This window comes from Deltaproteobacteria bacterium, from assembly GCA_018668695.1.
In the GTDB taxonomy this organism is placed as follows: domain Bacteria; phylum Myxococcota; class XYA12-FULL-58-9; order XYA12-FULL-58-9; family JABJBS01; genus JABJBS01.
Genome location: JABJBS010000154.1, coordinates 11,564 through 29,861 on the forward strand (window position 1 = coordinate 11,564; position 18,298 = coordinate 29,861).

General features: G+C 49.3%; 12 protein-coding genes. 9 read left to right on the forward strand and 3 right to left on the reverse strand.

What is annotated here, in order from left to right; all coding sequences use genetic code 11:
• The first annotated feature begins 27 nt into the window (after positions 1–27).
• Positions 28–4,092: a hypothetical protein gene (locus HOK28_08175; GenBank protein ID MBT6433051.1), complete on the forward strand. Its 4,065-nt coding sequence runs from the start codon at positions 28–30 to the stop codon at positions 4,090–4,092.
• Positions 4,093–4,332: 240 nt separating this feature from the next.
• Here the strand turns inward: HOK28_08175 and HOK28_08180 are convergent, their stop codons facing one another.
• Positions 4,333–6,372: a hypothetical protein gene (locus HOK28_08180; GenBank protein ID MBT6433052.1), complete on the reverse strand. Its 2,040-nt coding sequence runs from the start codon at positions 6,370–6,372 to the stop codon at positions 4,333–4,335.
• Between the two features lie 210 nt (positions 6,373–6,582).
• On the opposite strand from HOK28_08180, the gene HOK28_08185 reads away from it, so the two are divergent.
• The 4 genes from HOK28_08185 (at position 6,583) to HOK28_08200 (ending at position 11,254) form a co-directional block, all read left to right on the forward strand.
• Positions 6,583–7,134 carry a YaeQ family protein gene (locus tag HOK28_08185; protein MBT6433053.1) on the forward strand — a complete coding sequence of 184 codons (552 nt, stop codon included), beginning with the start codon at positions 6,583–6,585 and terminating at the stop codon, positions 7,132–7,134.
• 184 nt (positions 7,135–7,318) lie between these two features.
• A complete protein-coding gene (locus tag HOK28_08190) occupies positions 7,319–9,049 on the forward strand; it encodes a hypothetical protein (GenBank protein MBT6433054.1) in 1,731 nt (576 codons plus the stop codon).
• 157 nt (positions 9,050–9,206) lie between these two features.
• Positions 9,207–10,700 (forward strand): NAD(P)/FAD-dependent oxidoreductase, encoded by a 1,494-nt coding sequence (locus HOK28_08195; GenBank protein ID MBT6433055.1) that lies wholly within the window; start codon positions 9,207–9,209, stop codon positions 10,698–10,700.
• Positions 10,701–10,774: 74 nt separating this feature from the next.
• A complete protein-coding gene (locus tag HOK28_08200; GenBank protein ID MBT6433056.1) occupies positions 10,775–11,254 on the forward strand; it encodes a Rieske 2Fe-2S domain-containing protein in 480 nt (159 codons plus the stop codon).
• An 11-nt stretch (positions 11,255–11,265) separates the two neighbouring features.
• On the opposite strand, the gene HOK28_08205 is transcribed toward HOK28_08200, so the two are convergent.
• Positions 11,266–13,278, reverse strand: a complete 2,013-nt coding sequence (locus HOK28_08205) for a HAMP domain-containing protein (protein ID MBT6433057.1) — start codon at positions 13,276–13,278, stop codon at positions 11,266–11,268.
• 331 nt (positions 13,279–13,609) lie between these two features.
• Here HOK28_08205 and HOK28_08210 point away from each other — a divergent pair, with 331 nt between their 5' ends.
• Together HOK28_08210 and HOK28_08215 are read left to right on the forward strand one after the other, a co-directional pair.
• Complete coding sequence (locus HOK28_08210; protein ID MBT6433058.1) at positions 13,610–14,218, forward strand: hypothetical protein; 609 nt, start codon at positions 13,610–13,612, stop codon at positions 14,216–14,218.
• Positions 14,219–14,227: 9 nt separating this feature from the next.
• On the forward strand, positions 14,228–15,436 hold the full coding sequence (locus HOK28_08215; GenBank protein MBT6433059.1) for a hypothetical protein: 1,209 nt from the start codon (positions 14,228–14,230) through the stop codon (positions 15,434–15,436).
• A 1-nt stretch (position 15,437) separates the two neighbouring features.
• Here the strand turns inward: HOK28_08215 and HOK28_08220 are convergent, their stop codons facing one another.
• Positions 15,438–15,935 (reverse strand): hypothetical protein, encoded by a 498-nt coding sequence (locus tag HOK28_08220; protein ID MBT6433060.1) that lies wholly within the window; start codon positions 15,933–15,935, stop codon positions 15,438–15,440.
• Between the two features lie 90 nt (positions 15,936–16,025).
• On the opposite strand from HOK28_08220, the gene HOK28_08225 reads away from it, so the two are divergent.
• Together HOK28_08225 and HOK28_08230 are read left to right on the forward strand one after the other, a co-directional pair.
• Positions 16,026–16,439, forward strand: a complete 414-nt coding sequence (locus tag HOK28_08225; GenBank protein MBT6433061.1) for a hypothetical protein — start codon at positions 16,026–16,028, stop codon at positions 16,437–16,439.
• Positions 16,440–16,624: 185 nt separating this feature from the next.
• A partial coding sequence (locus tag HOK28_08230) for a POT family MFS transporter (protein ID MBT6433062.1) occupies positions 16,625–18,298 on the forward strand: 1,674 nt, incomplete at its 3' end.

An 18,298-nucleotide genomic window follows, 5' to 3' on the forward strand; every position in this document is an offset into this window, starting at 1 on the left:
TTTCACCAAAGTTCAGGGAGAAGAGTGATGCCAGGACGCGTAGGAGGTGGCCCAAAGCCGCCCGTATCAACCGATATTCAGATTCAGCCAGAAACCAGTGGAGATGTATCGAGCGCGGATGTTTTGTCGCCCAGTTCACCCATAACCAAACCTCCAGTAGACGAGTTGGTCCACTCTGATCACGGTGTTCGCAGTGAAGCGAGAGAGTTACCCGCTCTTGATAACCCTACGCGCTCGCCCTTGAGTACCGACGCACCGAAGCGTCTAAGTAACCCGCCTCCAGTTGAAGACGTTGAGCGACTCAAGACCGATGCATTTGCTTTAGCCAGTTTGGGTGGCGCCGTTGAAATTACGGAAGTCAAAGCTGAGACGTTTGGTGATGCATTCGATGATAAATGGGAAATTGTTCATCCAGGAGATTTGGCTGGCCTGAGTCCCCGAAGTTCCGATGAAGATTTTGATAGGCCGCCCTTAAAGGGCAATCCCGTTTTGCTACGCATTAAATTGAAAGAGCCTGAGCCGGGTCGCATTTTCAATGTAAAAGTAGGTGGCCCCGAGGTTTCTGTAAAAGACGCAGTTTGTGTGAAAGCGAAAAATTCCGCCAAGGTCATTGACCGCATGGTGAATGCAGGGATGAAGGACTTTCAAAAAATAAAGATGGACCCAACCGGTAGTGTGAATGTTCACGCCCCGAAATTTGAAGAGGGCGGGGCCCTTGCTGCTGCTTTTAAGGTTGAGGGTGGTGCGCGGCTTGAAGTTACGGCTGAGCAAGACACATTGCTTCACCGAGAAGATGGAACTGTCGATACGAGCCAAGTCGATTTCTTCAGAGATCGAGCATTCTCGCCCAAGCTTCGCGATGAGGCATCCACAGGTACGCCGTCTACGAACGAAGCTGAAGCTATTGTAAAATACGCGAAGAAAGCATCTGCCAACGGCCAACCGACAGAGGTGCCCGGCAATGTGGATGAACCGATGGCCCAAACCGATGAGGTTACGAAGCTTAAGGAAGAGTTGGCGGCAGCCAACCAGCGCACAAAACAGGCGGAATCGTCGGCAAGCAATGCTCGTGTGAAGGGAATGCTCCATAAGTGGAATGCCATTGCCCAAAAGTCGAGCAAAGAAAAACTTCGCCAAGAAGTAAGTGATGTGCGCAGTGAAGCAACCGATGCGGCGGCGCAGGCGAAAACCAAAACCACAGAACTAGAGAGTGCCCTTACGGCGCTCACTTCAAAGACTGAGGCTACTGAAACCGAGAATCAAGAGCTACAAACTAAGCTGGAAGAGGCGGCCATCGGTGCGGCTGCGGCCAAAGTCACCAGCGATGCCATCATTGGCGCCTTAAGTAACCAAACTCAGGAACTTGAAGATAAGCTGGCTGCCAGCAACGAAAAGATTAGCGGTTTGCAAAAGCAAATCAAAGCGCAGAAGAAAGAGCTTAAAGAAGGGCGTAAAGCAGCCTCAGGGCAGGAAGCGAAAATCGCAAAACTCGAAGAGGATTTGAACTTTACGGAAGCCTTGCGCGAAGATTTGGTATTACAGCGCGATGAACTCTACGCAACCGGTGAAGGCTTGCGCACAGAGAACGCTGCACTCACCGGTAAGCTCGAAACAGCGAATAAGAAGCTCGACATTGCGCGTAATGTGATTGTGGCACTCAAAGGGGATGTCGCGAATGCTCAGGGTGAAGTGAAGGCATTACAAGGCGAACTGGCCACAGCACGAAGCGCGGCCAATGATGCAGCAGAGCACGCGCGGCAAAATACGACGGGTCTTCAAACGGCTATAGCGAACCTTACGGCGGATAAAGAAGCCAGTGATACGGCGAATCAAGGCCTTCAATCTCAACTTCAAGACGCAGCGATGGCTGCTGTGGCTGCGAAAGTTTCGAGTGATGCCATCATTGGTGCTTTGACGAATAAGGCGCAAAGCTTAGAAGCACGCTCCGGCGAGCAGGGCGCAAAAATTGGTGACTTGAAATCTCAAATCAAGGCTCAGAAAAAAATCATTGCTGAGTCAGGGCGCTCCTCTGAAGCTCAGACCACACAAATCGCGAAGCTTGAGGAAGATTTAGAGTTTACAGAGACGCTCCGAGCCGATTTGGTATCCCAGCGCAATGAGCTTCACGAAAGTGTAGAATCTCTGCGCCATGATAATGCAGCACTTACGGGTGAGCTTGAAACTGCCAATAAGAAACTTGGCATTGCCCGTAATGTGATTGTCGCCCTGAAGGGTGATGTGGCCGGTGCTCGGGAAGAAGTGCAGTTGCTTCATGCTGAATTGGACTCAGCGCGAAGTGAAGCACGCACGGCATCGGAAGGCGCGAAGGCGAGTATTGCCTCTCTGCAGTTTGCGGTGGAAAACCTCACGGCGGACAAAGCTGCCAGCGATGAAGAGGTCGAAGGCTTACAAGGTCAGCTTCAAGATGCGGCCATGGGGGCGGCAGCTTTAAAGGTGGCCAATGATGCAACCATTGCGGCATTAAGCGGCGAGGCGCAGGATTTAAAGGCTCGCACGGCAGAGCAGGGCACACGCATAGGTGAGTTGAAGGCAGAAATCGCGGACCGTAAAAAAGCCATGGGCGAGGGCAACAAGCTTACGGAGGCGCAATCTGAGCGTATCGCGAAACTGGAAGAAGATTTAGACTTCACGGAAGCTCTAAGGTCCGATTTGGTTTCACAGCGCAATGAGTTGCATGAGAATGTAGAGAGCCTTCGCAAGGATAATGCGGCTTTGACCGGAGAACTCTCCACCGCAAACCGAGAGCTTGATGTCGCACGCAATGCAATCGTTGGGTTGCAGTCTCAGGTGGCTGGTTCTCAAAACGAAGTGTCTGCTTTGCGTGATGCGCTCTCTAGCGCTCAAGCGAAGGCGGAGCAGGCAACAAGTCAGGCGCAATCCACCATAGCCAATTTGGAAGATGCCATTCAAACGGCCACTGAAGACAATGCGGAACTTCAAACCAAGCTACAAAGTGCATCCATCGGCGCCTCGAAAGTGCAGGCTGATAACGACGCGACCATTTCTTCATTGAACACTCAGGTCTCTAGCCTGGGCGATAAGATGGAAGCTCAAGCTGCGAAAATAAAGGAGCTGAAAGCAGGCATTGGTCGGCGTAAAAAGACGATGCAGAAGGATAATAAACTCACGACTCGCCAGGCCAACAGAATCACCCGACTTGAGGGTGATTTGGATTTTGCGGAAGCGTTACGAGTAGACCTTGTTTCGCAGCGCAATGAGTTGCACGAGAAGGTTAAAGATCTGCGGCATGAAAACAATACGCTGGGAAGCAAGCTGGCTATGGCCAACAAGAAGCTTGGTGTTGCGGGCAATCTGATTGGTGCTCTGAAAGGTAAGCTGAGCCAAGCTGAAAACGAAACCCGGGCAGTTCAGGATGAACTGGCGACCACACGAACCCAGGCGAAAGCTTCGGCGCGAGAGGCGCGAGAGTCGCACGCAGGCATGCAAAAGGCGATGGGTGAGCTGAGAACAGCGGTGAAAGCCGGTGATGCCAAAACTCAAAAGCTCTCCACCCAGTTGGAAATGAGTGTGCTTAATGCCGCGCAAACCCAATCCACCAATGAAAAGACTATGGTGCGGCTGCGGGGGAAGATTTCTGGTTTGCAGTCAGGCATGAGCCAGCGCGAGGCAAAGATAGGTGAGCTGGAAACAGCCATCGCCGAGCAAAGCAAAGCCATGCGGGTCGGCGACACTCTGGCTATGAATCAACAAGCGCAGCTTTCATCCTTAAAGTGTTCGCTTCAGGGATTGCGCAGAGAGTTAAGCTCTACCCGGACGCTTTTGGATTCTGCGAATGATGAACTTGCAACTACAGAGCACGCCAATGCCGCTTTGCAGGACCAAGTGGATTCACTTTCTGACGAGAAGAGTGAACTCTCCGAGGCACTGGGCGTGAGTAAAGAGCATATCCACAAGCTTATCCGGATGATTTCGGCTCAAGGTGGCACCATTGATTATCAAGAGAGTGAGTTGGAAGACCTTCAAGTCATCTTGGAGCAGTATGAGGCCAGCGCCACCGCGCCATGGTTAAGTAGGCTTCGTGGTTTGTTGGTTGAGTTGTTGCCTGGATAAAGTGGGGTGACCGCTTCCCATAGCTGCGGGCGCCCACTTCTTTGGATGTTCACCATGGCGCGTGGATTGAGCTTTATTGGATAACTTGGATGATTTTGAGCAGCGCCAACGTTGCGCTCAAATAAGCGGGGCGTCCTCGACTTGGGAAGCTATTGGGTGTGGGTGGTTGTTTGGCGCAGAGGTAGGTAGCGAGCAAGGGTCGAACGATAAATAGGTTTATTCAGACGTTTTTAGCGGGCTTTAAGCCTGAGTCTGTACTGGGAAGCTCAGGATGAACTCTGCTCCAGCAGCGGGGTTGCCGAGTTCGATGCTCCCGCCATAGCTTGCCACCATTTCATGGGTGACTGACAAGCCGAGGCCCATGGATTCTCCCGGTGGTTTGGTTGTGAAGAATGGGTCGAATATGGAGTCGCGGATATCGGCGGGAATACCAGGACCGCTGTCTCGAATACTGAGCCGAACTTCTTGATCTGCTGGCTCTAACTGGATGTTCAGCGTTCCGCCGCCTTCCATCGCCTGCATGGCATTGATGATGATGTTTAAGACGACTTGTCGTATCACGCCGTCGTTGGCTTCGATGGCAGGGCAGGGATGAATATCCAGGATAGCTTCAATTTTTTGCTCGTCCATATCTCTTTGAACAAAGGCAAGTGTGGATTGGATGGATTGTTCAAGGTTTATAGGAGCAAGTTCCAGCTCCCCTTGGGCAAGAAACGTTCTTAAGTTTTCCAGCACTACAGATATTCGCTCTGTTGCTCGCTCTGCCATGTCCACGCTTTTGGCCAGTTGCTTGGTGGGTAAGGTTTCTTCTTGAGATGCGTCTTCAATGCCTTCTCGTACCATTTCCAGGCTTCCGCGAAGAAAATTGAGTGGATTGCCTACTTCGTGCACCACGCCTGTAACCAAGTGACCAATACTGGTTAGTCTGGCTTGAGTAGCCAGCTTCGTTTCACTAATTTTCAGATCTTTCAATGCTTGGTTCAAATCGCGGGTTCGTTCTTCAACTTTTTGCTGAAGTGAATCGGCAGCGTCTTTTTGAATCTGGAGCTTCTCATCTGTGAGGGTCTTAAATTTACGAGCTAGGGCAAAAGAAAGAAGAATAACCTCGATAGCGGAACCAATTTGGGGTGCGTTGACCGTGAAATCGTGAATTGGGAAAACCCCGAAAACGGTTAGAGATAGAGTGAGTGCACCCAAGAGAAGGCTGCCCCAGGCAACGGTATAATAACGGGCCGCACGGTTTCCCTGACGCCATCGTATAACGCCCGCGCTAAAGAGGCATGGTACGCCTACCACGCTCATGATGTTGCCAATGGTAGTGATGGTTGAATACGGCAGAACAAAGGCACCCATGGCAACAGTCCACCCGAATGCTCCGATTGCCCGGATAGCGAGGTGCATCCGTGGTGTGTATTTATGGAGCTCAAGGAACTGATTGGCAAAGAGTGAGGCAAACCCTACGCCCATACCGTAGAAGACAAACAAATTGATTTCTGCCCACCAAGGCGAATCGGGCCAGAGGTATTGATAGCTCATTCCATTAAGGGCAGTCAGCCAACCAGCAAAGCAAATAATGCAGAATACATAGTAGAGGTAAGTTCTTATTCTGAGGCTGAAGAATACAAATAGGTTATAGAGCGCCATAACAAAGACCACACCAAGATAGATCCCCTGGATAGTAACCGTGGTTGATTCCGATTCTACAAATGAAGTCCATGTCCACATTTTTAGAGGGACATACATAGGACTTCCAGTCTGAACCTTGATGATGAGCTGGGTTTTGCCCATTGATGCAAGCTTAAGAGGAACAATAAAGTTACGATGACGGACAGGCCGGTCATTAAAATCTGCATTTTCACCTAATTGCAGCATGTCCCTCAGACCGGATGGACTGGCAGTGTAGACCTTCACGTCATCGAGGAGGGGGTATCCTATTTCCAGAACTGCGCTCTGGGATTGGGCAGATGTATTGATGAGATTAATCTTTAGCCAGTAAGTGGCATCGGTGAAGTCAAAGAGTATCGGTGCCTCTCCAAAAGGCTTGAAGATGAGGTCCTGGTTGCCATCTAATATTTCATCGATGGTGAGCTTACCAGTGCTGTCTCGATGGTATGACGTGTAATTGTTAAGCGCGATAGAATCGGAGATTTGGTTAATCGCCAAGGGTCTGCCATAGGCCTCTGCTTGGAATAAGAAGAGTAAACCAGTCATTGCGGCGAGCAAATACGTTATCAAATAGATAGGCTCTGGGGGTCGTGCTGTAGCGATATTTTGCTCCATCTCTCTTTAAAATCTTATTACTTTCTTAGCTTTATTCCAAACCAAGTCTCTTTCATGAGTTTCACACCTCTCGGATCGACACGTATGAGTTCGCCCTCGACGAATGGATGAAAGTCGTTGGTCCTGCAAAGTGCCTCTGTGGCGTTGGTAAGGTGCTTTCTCTCGCGAGCAGCAAAGGCTATAGAGTGAATCTTCAAGCCAGGAGAACTTATGGCGCTTACGGCCACCATTAGAAATTTTAAGGTTGAGCTCGCGGATATCGACCGCAATATCTACGAAACGATTGAGTTCAAGTTAGCACAGCACCCATCCGAGAAATTGGACCGAGTGGTGGTGCGGGTACTTGCCCGAGCACTCGCTCATGAAGAGAGCTTGGAGTTTGGCCGTGGTTTATCCAATGTGGAGGAACCGGCTCTGTGGAGTAAAAGCGCCACGGGCCAAATTGAGCTTTGGATCGATGTGGGTGCACCGTCGGCCACAAGAATTCACCGGGCCAGCAAGCAATCCAAACGGGTTTGCATCTTCAGCGATAAGAACACCACGGGGCTCAAGAAAGAGTGGGGCGGTCAACGTATCCATCAAGCACAAGACATTGATTTGGTGATGTTTAATCCATCGTTCATAGTGTCTCTGGCCGAGAACATCGATCGTCAGAACCATTGGATGGTAACCATAACCGATGGTTATCTAAACGTTGGGTGCAACGAAAAGAGCTTTGATTGTCAGCTTGAGAAGCTCACGGTGGCTGATTTCGCTGAATGAATCGAGTTTTGAGCGCAGTTGTCTACCCATGAGTCGAGAGTACTCTAAGTTTTTAAGAAAATACCCTGTCATAGCCTTGTGGGCGCGGTACGTCGCTGCCGTGAGTTGACAGGTGTGTGAAGTCCTGTGCATTCACCGATTCCAGCGGAATCAAAAGCCAAGTCGAATTGAGGAGATAAGACGCATGTTGAAGTCATTATGGGGAACGATTTTTCTAGTGGGTTGTATAACCTTCGCGGGAGCCTGTACCGAATCTGAGCCTGATGTTGAACCAACGGATGCAGCGGATCCCACGGACCCAGAACCAGTTGTTCCTGTTTATTGCTCCGAGCAAGGTTTCACGCGCGCAGATTTTCAAACAGATGAAGGTGGCTATCTCTTTGGTGACCTGGCTGAGGACTTTACCGTTAATGAGCTGAATGGGAAAAGCTTTACCTTGAGTGAAGATTGGACCGGCTGTGACTCTTATATTTTCTTCAGTTACTTCAAATTTAACAGTGTGAATGCAGAAGCCAGAATGGAGTCGCTGTGGAATACGAATTTCGCGGAGATCATCCAGTCGAGTGCTCGTAATGTTCATTACTTTTTCATCTCGGCTGAATTCTCGATCGAAGAGCGAGAAGAACGTGTGGGCGGAATGCGTGCGAAGCTTTGGGTAGCACTCAATCAACTCTTTGCTGACCAGCCCGAGGAGTATGCATTTTGGGAAAGCCGTTTTCACTTTGTCTCCGACAAGTTGACCTCAGTAAGTGGCAGCGTTGGCGGTTACGTGAATGATTATACCAATTACGTAAGTAACTCAGATCCAGTCGATCTAGGTGACCGTGGTTTAGCCTACGCCCCGTATCCATATAGCTTTGGGATTGGGCGTGACCAAACGTGGGACCCGATTGGAAATCTGTCTGAGTATGTCTCTGGTCCTGAAAACCTTAAGATGGCTGCCTTCAACAGTGCATATTTTAATCATCGTGCTGAGCTTAAGGCACGCTTAGCAGCTGAAACCGGCACAACAGTCGTTCCGATGATTGATGAGATGGTCACTTCACGGGTGTTTAACAAAGATGTGGTATTTCCCGATGCTGCGGCCATGGCCGGTATGGACACGATGGAATTCGATGTTGAAATTACCTGCCCGTATCGCAACCCCTACGCATGTTCAGAGTGGGACCGAATTGCTCTGATTAGATTATGTACAGAGTTTGACGCTGCGGACATCGAGACCTGTACGGCCAGCAGCGAAGTGGTGCGCTGGATTACGCCTTATTGGCGCCGGGGGCGTCGGCACTGGGTAATGGATGCCTCTCCATTTCTAGGTTTGGTTCAAGAAGGCGGCGCGCAGCGGTTTCGTATCGAAATGGGACCAAGCTGGGAGCGCGGCACAGAGCGCAAGGCAACGATGTCGGTTCGTTTGTCGAACCAGAATAAAGGTATGAAGTCTCGCTCGGTTGAGCGCGCATTTGGTGGCGGTGGTTTCAACGCTGATTATAACTCAACGAAGGAACCCTTCACGTTTACACCTCCAGCCGATGCTACACGGGTAGAGATTGTAACCATCATCAGCGGCCATGGTCAGACCGAAGCGGATAATTGCGCTGAATGGTGCAATCACGAGCATTACTTCACAGTCAATGAGTCTAGCACGCAACACGAAGTGACTTATACCGACATTGGAAACCCCTTCGGATGTGCTGCTCGCGCTGGTGAGGGAGCAGTCCCTGGCCAAGGGGGTAATTGGTCTCAAAGCCGTGCTGGGTGGTGCCCAGGGCTGCCAGTGGAGACCGTCCGCTTTGATATTACCAACGAAGTCACACTGGGAGCTGAAAATGTACTTAATTATTCAGCGAGCTTTAATGGCAATACGCCTGCAGGTGGTGACATCTCTAAGAATACTTACATTGTTTGGTATCAAGACTAAGTAACTGTTTTCAGTAGTTTGAAGGCGCGAATCAGCTTAGGTTGGTTCGCGCCTTTTCTTTTTTTTGGCAACTGTGTAGATTCGAGCCTGCAGTGAGTTTCTTGATAAGCGCTACTAAGGAATAGACCACGGTGAACGAGCCGAAGAGGATAGTCTGGTGACGAGCGAAGAACACTACGATGTTGTAATTGTGGGTGCAGGGTTATCGGGCATTGGTGCAGCGGTACATCTAAAGAAAAATTGCCCAGACCGCTCGTTCACGATTCTAGAGGGCCGCAGCAATCCGGGCGGTACTTGGGATCTCTTCCGGTATCCCGGTGTTCGTTCAGACAGTGATATGCATACCTTAGGTTATCATTTTAAACCTTGGCGAGCTTCTAAATCCATTGCCGATGGCAAAGCAATTCTGGAATACATCAAGGAAACAGCAACCGAGTACAATCTTAACCAGCATGTGAAATATGACCACAAGGTACTTAAGGCAAAGTGGTCCAGCGCTGAGTCGTTCTGGCGTCTGGAGATAAGCCACGGTGGCACCGTAAAACATGTGACTGGCAATGTGCTTTATATGTGCGCCGGGTATTACAGTTACAAGCAGGGATACACGCCGGATTTCCCGGGTCGTGAGCGCTTCAAAGGCGACGTGATTCATCCACAGGCATGGCCAGAGAACTATGATTACCAGGATAAGAAGGTGGTTGTGATTGGGTCAGGGGCCACGGCTATTACTTTAGTTCCCGCAATGGCCGATAAGGCTAGCCATGTGACCATGCTTCAGCGTTCGCCTACTTATATCATCAGTTGGCCGGCTAAAGACTTCGTCGCAAACTTCCTTCGAACCATTTTGCCGATCAAGGTGGCGTACGCCATCACCCGTTGGAAGAATATTCTTCGTCAGCAGTATCTGTATTGGCTCTCTCGTAATAAACCGGATGTTTTAAAGGGATTCTTGCTTTGGAACGCACGCCGGCGCCTCGGTAAAGATTTCGATATCGAGAAGCATTTTACGCCCACCTACGATGTGTGGGACCAGAGGTTGTGCTTGGTTCCGGATGGTGACTTTTTTGATGCGCTTAAAGAAGCAAAAGCTTCCGTGGTTACAGACCATATTGAATCATTTACGGAGGAGGGTATAGCCCTTCAATCGGGTGAGGCATTAGAAGCGGATACCATTATTACAGCAACGGGGTTGAAGCTCGTCATGTATGGCGAGGTTGAGTTTTCTGTAGATGGTAAGCCCGTGGATTTCTCGAAAACCTGGTCCTACAAGGGTGTGAGTTGTTCGGGGGTGCCTAATTTCTTTGCCTGCTTTGGTTATGTGAATGCCTCTTGGACGCTACGCGCCGACTTGATGTCTCGGTATGTATGTAGAGTTGTGAATCACATGCATTCAACGGGAAATCTGCAGTGCACTCCCACTCTTCAGGCTGGTGATGAGAGTATGCGTAGGCAACCGTGGATCAGTGGATTTACCCCGGGTTATATCAACCGGGTCGGCCACATCTTCCCAAAGCAAGGGGATAAGAAACCTTGGGTTAATGCTCAGGTCTACAACCTCGATGTAGAGCTCTTGGAAAAAGAGCCGGTTGATGACGGGACCATGATTTTTTCAAGTCCTGCGGCCTCGCTGGGCCCTGGGCCTGTCTTGTAATTCCATGGTAGGTAGGCGACACTCAATCTTGATAGTTGTGGTGCTCAACAATAACAGATTTTGAAGTTAGGCTGATGCGAAAAAAATCTTTGCAGGACGTGTCTGCGTTGAAAACGCGTCGAGAGTTTTTATCGGACGTAACGGTATCGACCAGCCTAGGCATTCTGAGCGTGTGCGGAATGGGCTGTAAAACGACTTGGTCCAATCACGACTTAGTTGTTGAGCTTTCTAGCCAAGATCAGGCTCTCGAAGTTGACTTGAATCAGTATCCCGATTTGAAAAAGCCAGGCGGATATTTACCGGTAGCAGATCTCGCTTATGGTTTGCGGGTGTTGGTGGTACACGCCTTAGGTGGCGGTTATTTGGCATTTAATATGTCGTGTACTCACAAGGGCGCAGACGTAGAGCTAGACGAGCATAAAACGGGCTTGGTTTGCCCGCTGCATAAATCTCACTTCAGCCTTGAGGGAGAACGCGTGAGCGGCCCAGCTCGTCGTGATTTAAAGATGTATGAAGTTTTTTTGGAAGAGTCGACCCTAAGAATCAGGTTGTAGACCAAGACCTCTTAGACATCCTCTTTACGGCTGTATGCGTGAGGTGCTCGGTTCACACGGCACCAGTTCATATAATATTGGGCTACTTTATCGTCTGGGTTTTGTTGGACGACAGACTCAAAGCGACTGAAAGCCTCCTGCTTGTTGTCGTTTTCGAAGCACTCAAGAGCTTCGCTGAATTCTTTGACCGTCTCCTGCTTTTTTTGACGTATAAGGGGATCTGATTCGCTGAATACTTCCCACAGCCGAAGGGGCTCTAGTTTACCCTTCACCTGAACCGCACCGATATAGCGGTTTGCATGTTTGGCTGTTGATTTTTGAATAACCGATTCATGAACGATGAGTGAAGCTCCCAGATTCTTGGTTAAAGTTTCAATACGGGAGGTGGTATTGACGGTGTCTCCGAGAATCGTAAAATCGACTCGATCTTCATGGCCTATGGTTCCAAAGACAACTTTACCTGAATGCACGCCTATCCCCACTTCAAGGGGCTGACGGGTGTTTTCACCGGCCCTAAAATCAGGAACAGACCCGTGCCGGTTGGTCTGGTTGTATTCTTCTAATTTCTGCATCATTTCTATTGAACAGTCGATGGCATCGTCGCAAGAAGACTCGTCGCGGTAAAAATAGGCGAGTAATCCGTCGCCGAGGTATTTATCGATGATTCCATGGTGCCGGGTAACCACGGGGCCAATGGCGCTTAGAAAAGAATTGAGTAGCGAGAACGTATCGGCCGGAGTCATCGATTCAACCAGAGCCGTGAAGCCCCGAATGTCTAGGAAGAGAACCGCGAGCTCTTTCTCAGCCTGTTGGCCAAGCTCAACTTCAAGAACGCTCTCACTGCCGAGAAGGGCCAACGATTTTTTGGGGACGAAGCGTTCGAGGTGCTCCTCATAATCGGCGACCGTAGAGGTCATTGTATTGAATGAGTGCGTCAGTTTACCAATCTCGTCGTTACGGCTTATCTGAAGAGGTTTAAAGTCGGCAGCTCGTTTCATCCGGGAGATTGAGCGGGTGAGTTCTTCGATGGGCTTGATAAGTTGGTGAACAATCCAGAAGATAATCGCCAGCGTCACCATCAGTGTACAGAAAAATAGAATGATGAGTTTTTGGCTGACGGCGGTAATGGGGGCATTGACGATTGTATCGAGCTTTAAAGTGACGATGGTCCAGGGCCATTTTGCTTGGGTATGAAGCTCTGCATCATTCATGAAGAAATTCAGTTCATTGGGGGCAAGCCACTGGCCTGATGATTGAGGCTCGAGAGTATCGATGCTCTTCCATGGTTGTTGGTCACTTAAAGTTGCCGGACGAGCCAGGATACCGTTGTCTGCACTTTTTAAGAGAGCAAATGACTCCACCACGCCTCGGTGGGTGACCGTAAATTGGTCTAGGATCTCTCCAAAGTATTTGTGGGAGATGAAGAAAGAGACCAAGCCAATCGGTTCGTCCAAGATATCAAGCACTGGATAAATCACGCCCGTCACATACTCTGCTTCGTCCAGAGTAGGAGTCAGCATCGCAGGCCGTTCCCGGGTCAGAATGAACGCTTCATTTTGTTCGAGTTGGGATATTTTTTGAAACCAGGGTTCTCCCGAGATGCTTTGCCCTAGATTATCTGCAAACCCAGGCTGCCCTTGCCGGTTGACTGTGTTGGTGCCAATGATTTTGCCACTTGAGTCGCTCACAACAATGGCGAGATAGCGATTTTTCTTAGACACCAATTCGTCAGCATACCACTGGAAGTTTTTGGGATCTCCAGATTCGATAGCTTCTTGAGGGAGGTACAGCCTTGAAGTGGTAGCGGCATCGGAAAGCATGTCGTTGAGTGTGGCATCGAGTGTGGTTGCTAACCCGGTAGCTGATAACTTTAGGCCTCGGGTCACCCGCTCTCGAATTTGAGTTTCAAGTGTAGAGGACGAAACGAGCCAAATACTTAAGAATGCGATGACGACGGTTGGGACGAGGTAACTAAGGACCCTATAAAACAGCTTCGAGTTGTATTTCGGATTTTGGTTGGCCAAGGTGTCCTACACTCAATGCGTGAATGGGTTTACGAAAAGCGGTCTTCCACTTAAGCAAAGTTACTCATGAAATGGTCCAGAAAGTCAATGAATAGAATGACTTAGCAGTCTTTCAAGAAGTTTGTCGCCAGATGGGTGGGGTATGGCTCGATGTCGAAGAAAATGGCACTGCGATGGCTCAACGGGTTAAAATACCGGGCCCCGATTGCATTGCGGTTTTACAACTTGCTAACATCAAAACAAATCGAGATCGTTGCTAAGTTTCAAAGAGGACTCCTGGGTTCGGGATAGGCAGTCTACAAGTTTGAATAGCAGTATCAGGGGGCTCACATTGACAGAGAATAAAAAAAATCAGTTTAGGTTTCAGACAGAACTGGATGGTTTGGCCAATTCAGATCGAAGAGGATTTTTACGCTTGGGCTCTTATGTGGTTGGCGGAGCTGCAGCTTTCAGTATTGTCGGTTGTGGAAGCGAACCTTGCCCAGAAACGAATGTCACCGATCCAACCGATGACGAAACACCTGACCCGGTCGAAGAAAATACCATGATGGGGGCCGATTGTGAGGTTGAGTTTCCGGACGGTTTTAAATGCGACAATATTAGTGAGGGCGGCTTAAAGCATACGCCGGTGATAAGCGCTTATGACGACTCGGGTGATTCCTATGACTTTACGGTGGTCGTTCCTCATGTGGTCAATGCAGGCCACCATATTTTAGGTTGCCAGGTGGTCGCTTATATCCCAGGCGCTTTAACACCACATAACTGGATCGACTTTCATTACCACACACCGGACTATATCAGAACAGCTGACGACAGTGAGTGGACCCATAGCTTTTCCATTTCCAAAGACCTTATCGATGCAGCTACAACTCATTTGATGATTTTTTCACTGTGTAACAAACACGGTGCTCATGGTGAGACGACTGCTTTGGCAGGATAGGAAGACCGCTTGTTTAGAAGTTCTATAAGCGTATTCAAATTAACATTGGCCGTGATGATTTTGGCTGAATTTGTGGTGCCGTCTGATGCTTTGGCACTGCCGGTGTTTGCGCGTCAATACAAGGTGCCTTGTTCCAGTTGCCATTCCGCTATCCCTCGTCGTAACGAGTATGGGGATGCTTTCTTTAAAAACGGATATCAATGGCCAGGGGAGAGCGGTACCACTCAAACGGGTACCATTGACGATGCTACCAAGATGCGAGGTGTGGCGCTTTATGAAGGCCTCTTGCAAAGTGACCTTGGCCTTGGCCTCCTTATTGGAATGTCTGGTAGCTATGTGGATGATCCGCAAGTGGTTGAGTCCCTGCAATTGGGGACACCCTCTTTAAAGTTGGTGACGGGCGGCAAGCTCGGAAGTAGCTTTTCCTATTATGGTACATGGTCTGGGGGCAGTTCTTTTAATGAGGTGACCCTGAACTGGAATCAGATTTTTGGCAACCGTCTACTCAACGCGCGCATCGGTAAATTTGAACAGCAAACCACACTCTTTAAGAGCAATGAAGCGCTGCTCGGGCCATACATCCATGGCACAAGAGCTATGACGGGTCACTCAGTGACCAAATCCAGACTGGGTGGTGAGCTTTATGGCCTCTTGGGGCAAAGGTTTCATTGGGCATTGGGAGTGGTCCGCAACAGTGGTGGGGCGTCAAAAACCGATGCATATTATCAGCTGAGCTATAAGTTTGGCGGTGCTACTTTTGATGGTGAAGAGCCAGATATTTCTTTGGATGAACCTTCGGTATGGGAAGATATGCATTTCACTTTGGCGCATTGGGGATACCTGGGCAAAGTGGATGACATCGATGGAACGGTGACCGCTGATATCCGCAGACTGGGCTTAGATTTTAAATACCATTGGAACGCCTTTAGCCTTTGGGGCGGCGGCGTCTTAGGATTGGATAGAGACCGAACGCTGGATGCAGACCACACGCACCTCACGGGTTTTGCGGAAATATCCTACGCGGTCTACAGTTGGTTGATTCCAATCTACATGGTTCAGGTTCAAGACGCTTCATCACTGGAGAGGCTTTATATGCAACACGAGGCAGGTGTTGTGGTCTTGGTTCAGGAGAATTTAAGGCTGAAAGCGAAGTACATTTATACGGACGACCTAACGCAAAACGAAAGGGCTGAAATTCAGATTCTATTTGGGATGTAAATTATTTAACGAAGACCGTGTAGCCGTTCATCTCATCGTGAAGGCTACATGAGTAAGTGTATTCACCGGGGGTATCGAAATAGTGAGTGAACTCGCCAGCCGTCCTGTCCAAGCTTCCGAACATTTCGGAATGGGACGCGATGATATTGTGGTCTTCGCTGCCGGTGAATCTCCATCTGATGGTGGTTCCAGACGGGATGGTGCATTGTTTGCTTCCGCCAAAGGTGAAATCGGTCCACGGCTCTTCCTGGCATCCACAAACGATAGCGAAATAGAAATCTGCCACATCAATCACGGCTTCACCGGGAGTGGGGCACTCAAGAGCGGGAACAAACTCATCAACTTCGGAGGGGTCCGAATCGCTCGAATCCACAACCGCATCGGAGGAATCATCGGTGGTTTCATAAACAGCTGCATCGTAGTCGATGCACTTGGAGGCCATAAGCATGGGTAAAATGGCCAAAAGTGGGGTGATACGTGATACCAGAATACGGTTCATTAGACTGATTTCTCCCAATGTTTCTCGCATGTTAAACGATTTTCGATCGAGCCCTTGTCAACCTGTACCTTCACGGTGGATGCTATGGGTATGAGCTTCTGTCGTATTTGCATCTTGATGACCATTTCGGTTGGGTTTGTCCAGCTGCCTCATCACGCTATCGCTGAAGCTGGCGAAAACCAACTTAAAATCATTAGCAGCGGTAAGAATTTAGAAGTGGATGCTAACCATTTCAACGACATCCAAACGCAACAGTATGGTGTATTTAAGCAGCGGTGCAGTCAGTGTCATGAAATCAGCCGCCCACTGCAAGCCGTAGAAAGCGGTATATCGCCCGTCAGCCAGCAAACCTTTGGGCTTAAAGAAATTAAGCGATACGTCATTAAGATGATGCGTAAACCTAACTCAGGCATCACCAAGCCAGAGGCCAAACAAATCATTCTCTTTTTGAGAAATCTGAAACAAGATATTGATAAGTCGGCAGAAAAAAAAGTTAGGTCCTAGTTAAGGCTTTTCCAAAGAGCAGGCCGCCGCTTCGATTACCGGCGTACCCAGCGCTGAAATCATCCCGTGCCACCTAAGTGGCTGATATTGCTAGACTAGTTTTCTCGGTTTCCCCTCCCCAAATCCGTGGTAATTCCATAACAGGGCTGATAAGAAGCCGCCAATCAAATAGGGAGATTGAGCGGATGAGTGAACACCAATATTTAACGGCCCCCGTTGCAAGCAAAGATATGCCCAAGGGCATTCCATACATTATCGGTAACGAGGCTGCAGAGCGTTTTAGTTTCTATGGCATGAAGGGTATTCTGACCATCTTCATGACCAAGTACCTTTTTCTGCTTTCAGATGCAGCGGGTACTCCGATGGAGCGCACGGAGGCAATTGCTAGATACCACGAATTTACTTCGTTGGTTTATCTCACGCCGGTTATGGGTGCATTCTTAGCCGATACGATTCTGGGTAAGTACCGCACAATTTTGAGTCTCTCGATTGTTTATTGCTTGGGTCACTTTGCGCTCGCCTTTATGGGCAGCCCAGGAATGAGTGCAGAGAACTGGATGCTCACAGGGCTTTACCTGATTGCACTTGGCTCGGGTGGTATTAAGCCTTGTGTGTCGGCACACGTAGGCGACCAGTTTGGTAAAACCAATGGACACTTACTCAGCAAGGTTTTTGGTTGGTTCTACATTTCGATTAACGTTGGCGCTGCGGCGTCTACTTTGGCAACGCCGCTTCTTCTTGAGTGGTACGGCCCGCACTGGGCATTCGGTGTACCAGGTGTTTTGATGGCCATCGCGACGGTCCTATTTTGGATGGGCCGACATGAGTTTGTCCATATTCCGCCTCGCGGAAAAGAGTTTCTTAAGGAAACCTTCTCGGTTGAAGGCCTTCTTACCATCGGTAAGCTCTTCATCATTTTTGCCTTCGTTGCCGTTTTTTGGGCTTTGTTTGACCAAACTGGTTCTTCCTGGGTTTTGCAGGCTGAAGATTTAAACCGCAACTGGATGGGCGTAGAATGGCTCTCGTCTCAGATTCAAGCTGTGAACCCGGTGATGATTGTAACGCTGGTACCACTTTTTACTTATGTTATTTATCCGGCTATCGATAAAATTTTCCCGCTTACACCCCTTCGCAAGATTGCCATTGGCCTTTTCATTATGGTTCCTGGATTTGCGATTGTAGCAATTCTTCAAACTTGGATTGATAGCGGCGAAACACCATCTATTGCATGGCAGCTCTTCGCATATGCGGTTCTCACAGCTTCTGAGGTCATGGTTTCTATTACATGCTTGGAGTTTGCGTATACGCAGTCACCGGTGAGCATGAAGTCAGTGGTTATGGCAGTATTTCTGTTCTCGGTTTCCTTGGGCAACTACTTCACCGCTGGTGTAAACAAATTTATTTTGGTTGAAAGCGGCGAAGTGTCTTCGGTGAGTGATACGACGAAATCCATCATGGGTGAGTCCGATAAACGAATCCGCTTCCACTTTGATAGCAACGATACCGCACTGCCTCGTACTGAAATTGGTACAGAGCTGGTGAAGGCTGATCTGGATGAGTGGGGCACTCCGCTTGAGTATCGTATGATTAACCGCAACACCTACAAGCTCGTGAGCCTGGGCGCCGATAAAGAGGCGATGACGCCCGATGACATCGTGCACTTGGTTTCAGTGACGCGGCCGGCCGTGAATCAAGACAATGCGGACAAGCCTCTCACGTGGCGTGAAAAGCGCATGATTGAGCTGATGGGTGCCGAAGGTCAGAAGCAGGTCGACCGTGAGCGCGGCGGCGTTCCAACGATTGAGTTCAGCGAAAACCTCTCAGTGGGTGGGCAGAACAAGCTTGAAGGCGCAGCTTAC

Bases quoted from the DNA above. Each gene is read 5' to 3' on its own strand.
- HOK28_08225 (MBT6433061.1), top strand. From the start codon at position 16,026: ATGAGCTTCTGTCGTATTTGCATCTTGATGACCATTTCGGTTGGGTTT.
- HOK28_08190 (MBT6433054.1), top strand. From the start codon at position 7,319: ATGTTGAAGTCATTATGGGGAACGATTTTTCTAGTGGGTTGTATAACC.
- HOK28_08180 (MBT6433052.1), bottom strand. From the start codon at position 6,372: ATGGAGCAAAATATCGCTACAGCACGACCCCCAGAGCCTATCTATTTG.
- HOK28_08175 (MBT6433051.1), top strand. From the start codon at position 28: ATGCCAGGACGCGTAGGAGGTGGCCCAAAGCCGCCCGTATCAACCGAT.
- HOK28_08220 (MBT6433060.1), bottom strand. From the start codon at position 15,935: ATGAACCGTATTCTGGTATCACGTATCACCCCACTTTTGGCCATTTTA.
- HOK28_08185 (MBT6433053.1), top strand. From the start codon at position 6,583: ATGGCGCTTACGGCCACCATTAGAAATTTTAAGGTTGAGCTCGCGGAT.
- HOK28_08200 (MBT6433056.1), top strand. From the start codon at position 10,775: ATGCGAAAAAAATCTTTGCAGGACGTGTCTGCGTTGAAAACGCGTCGA.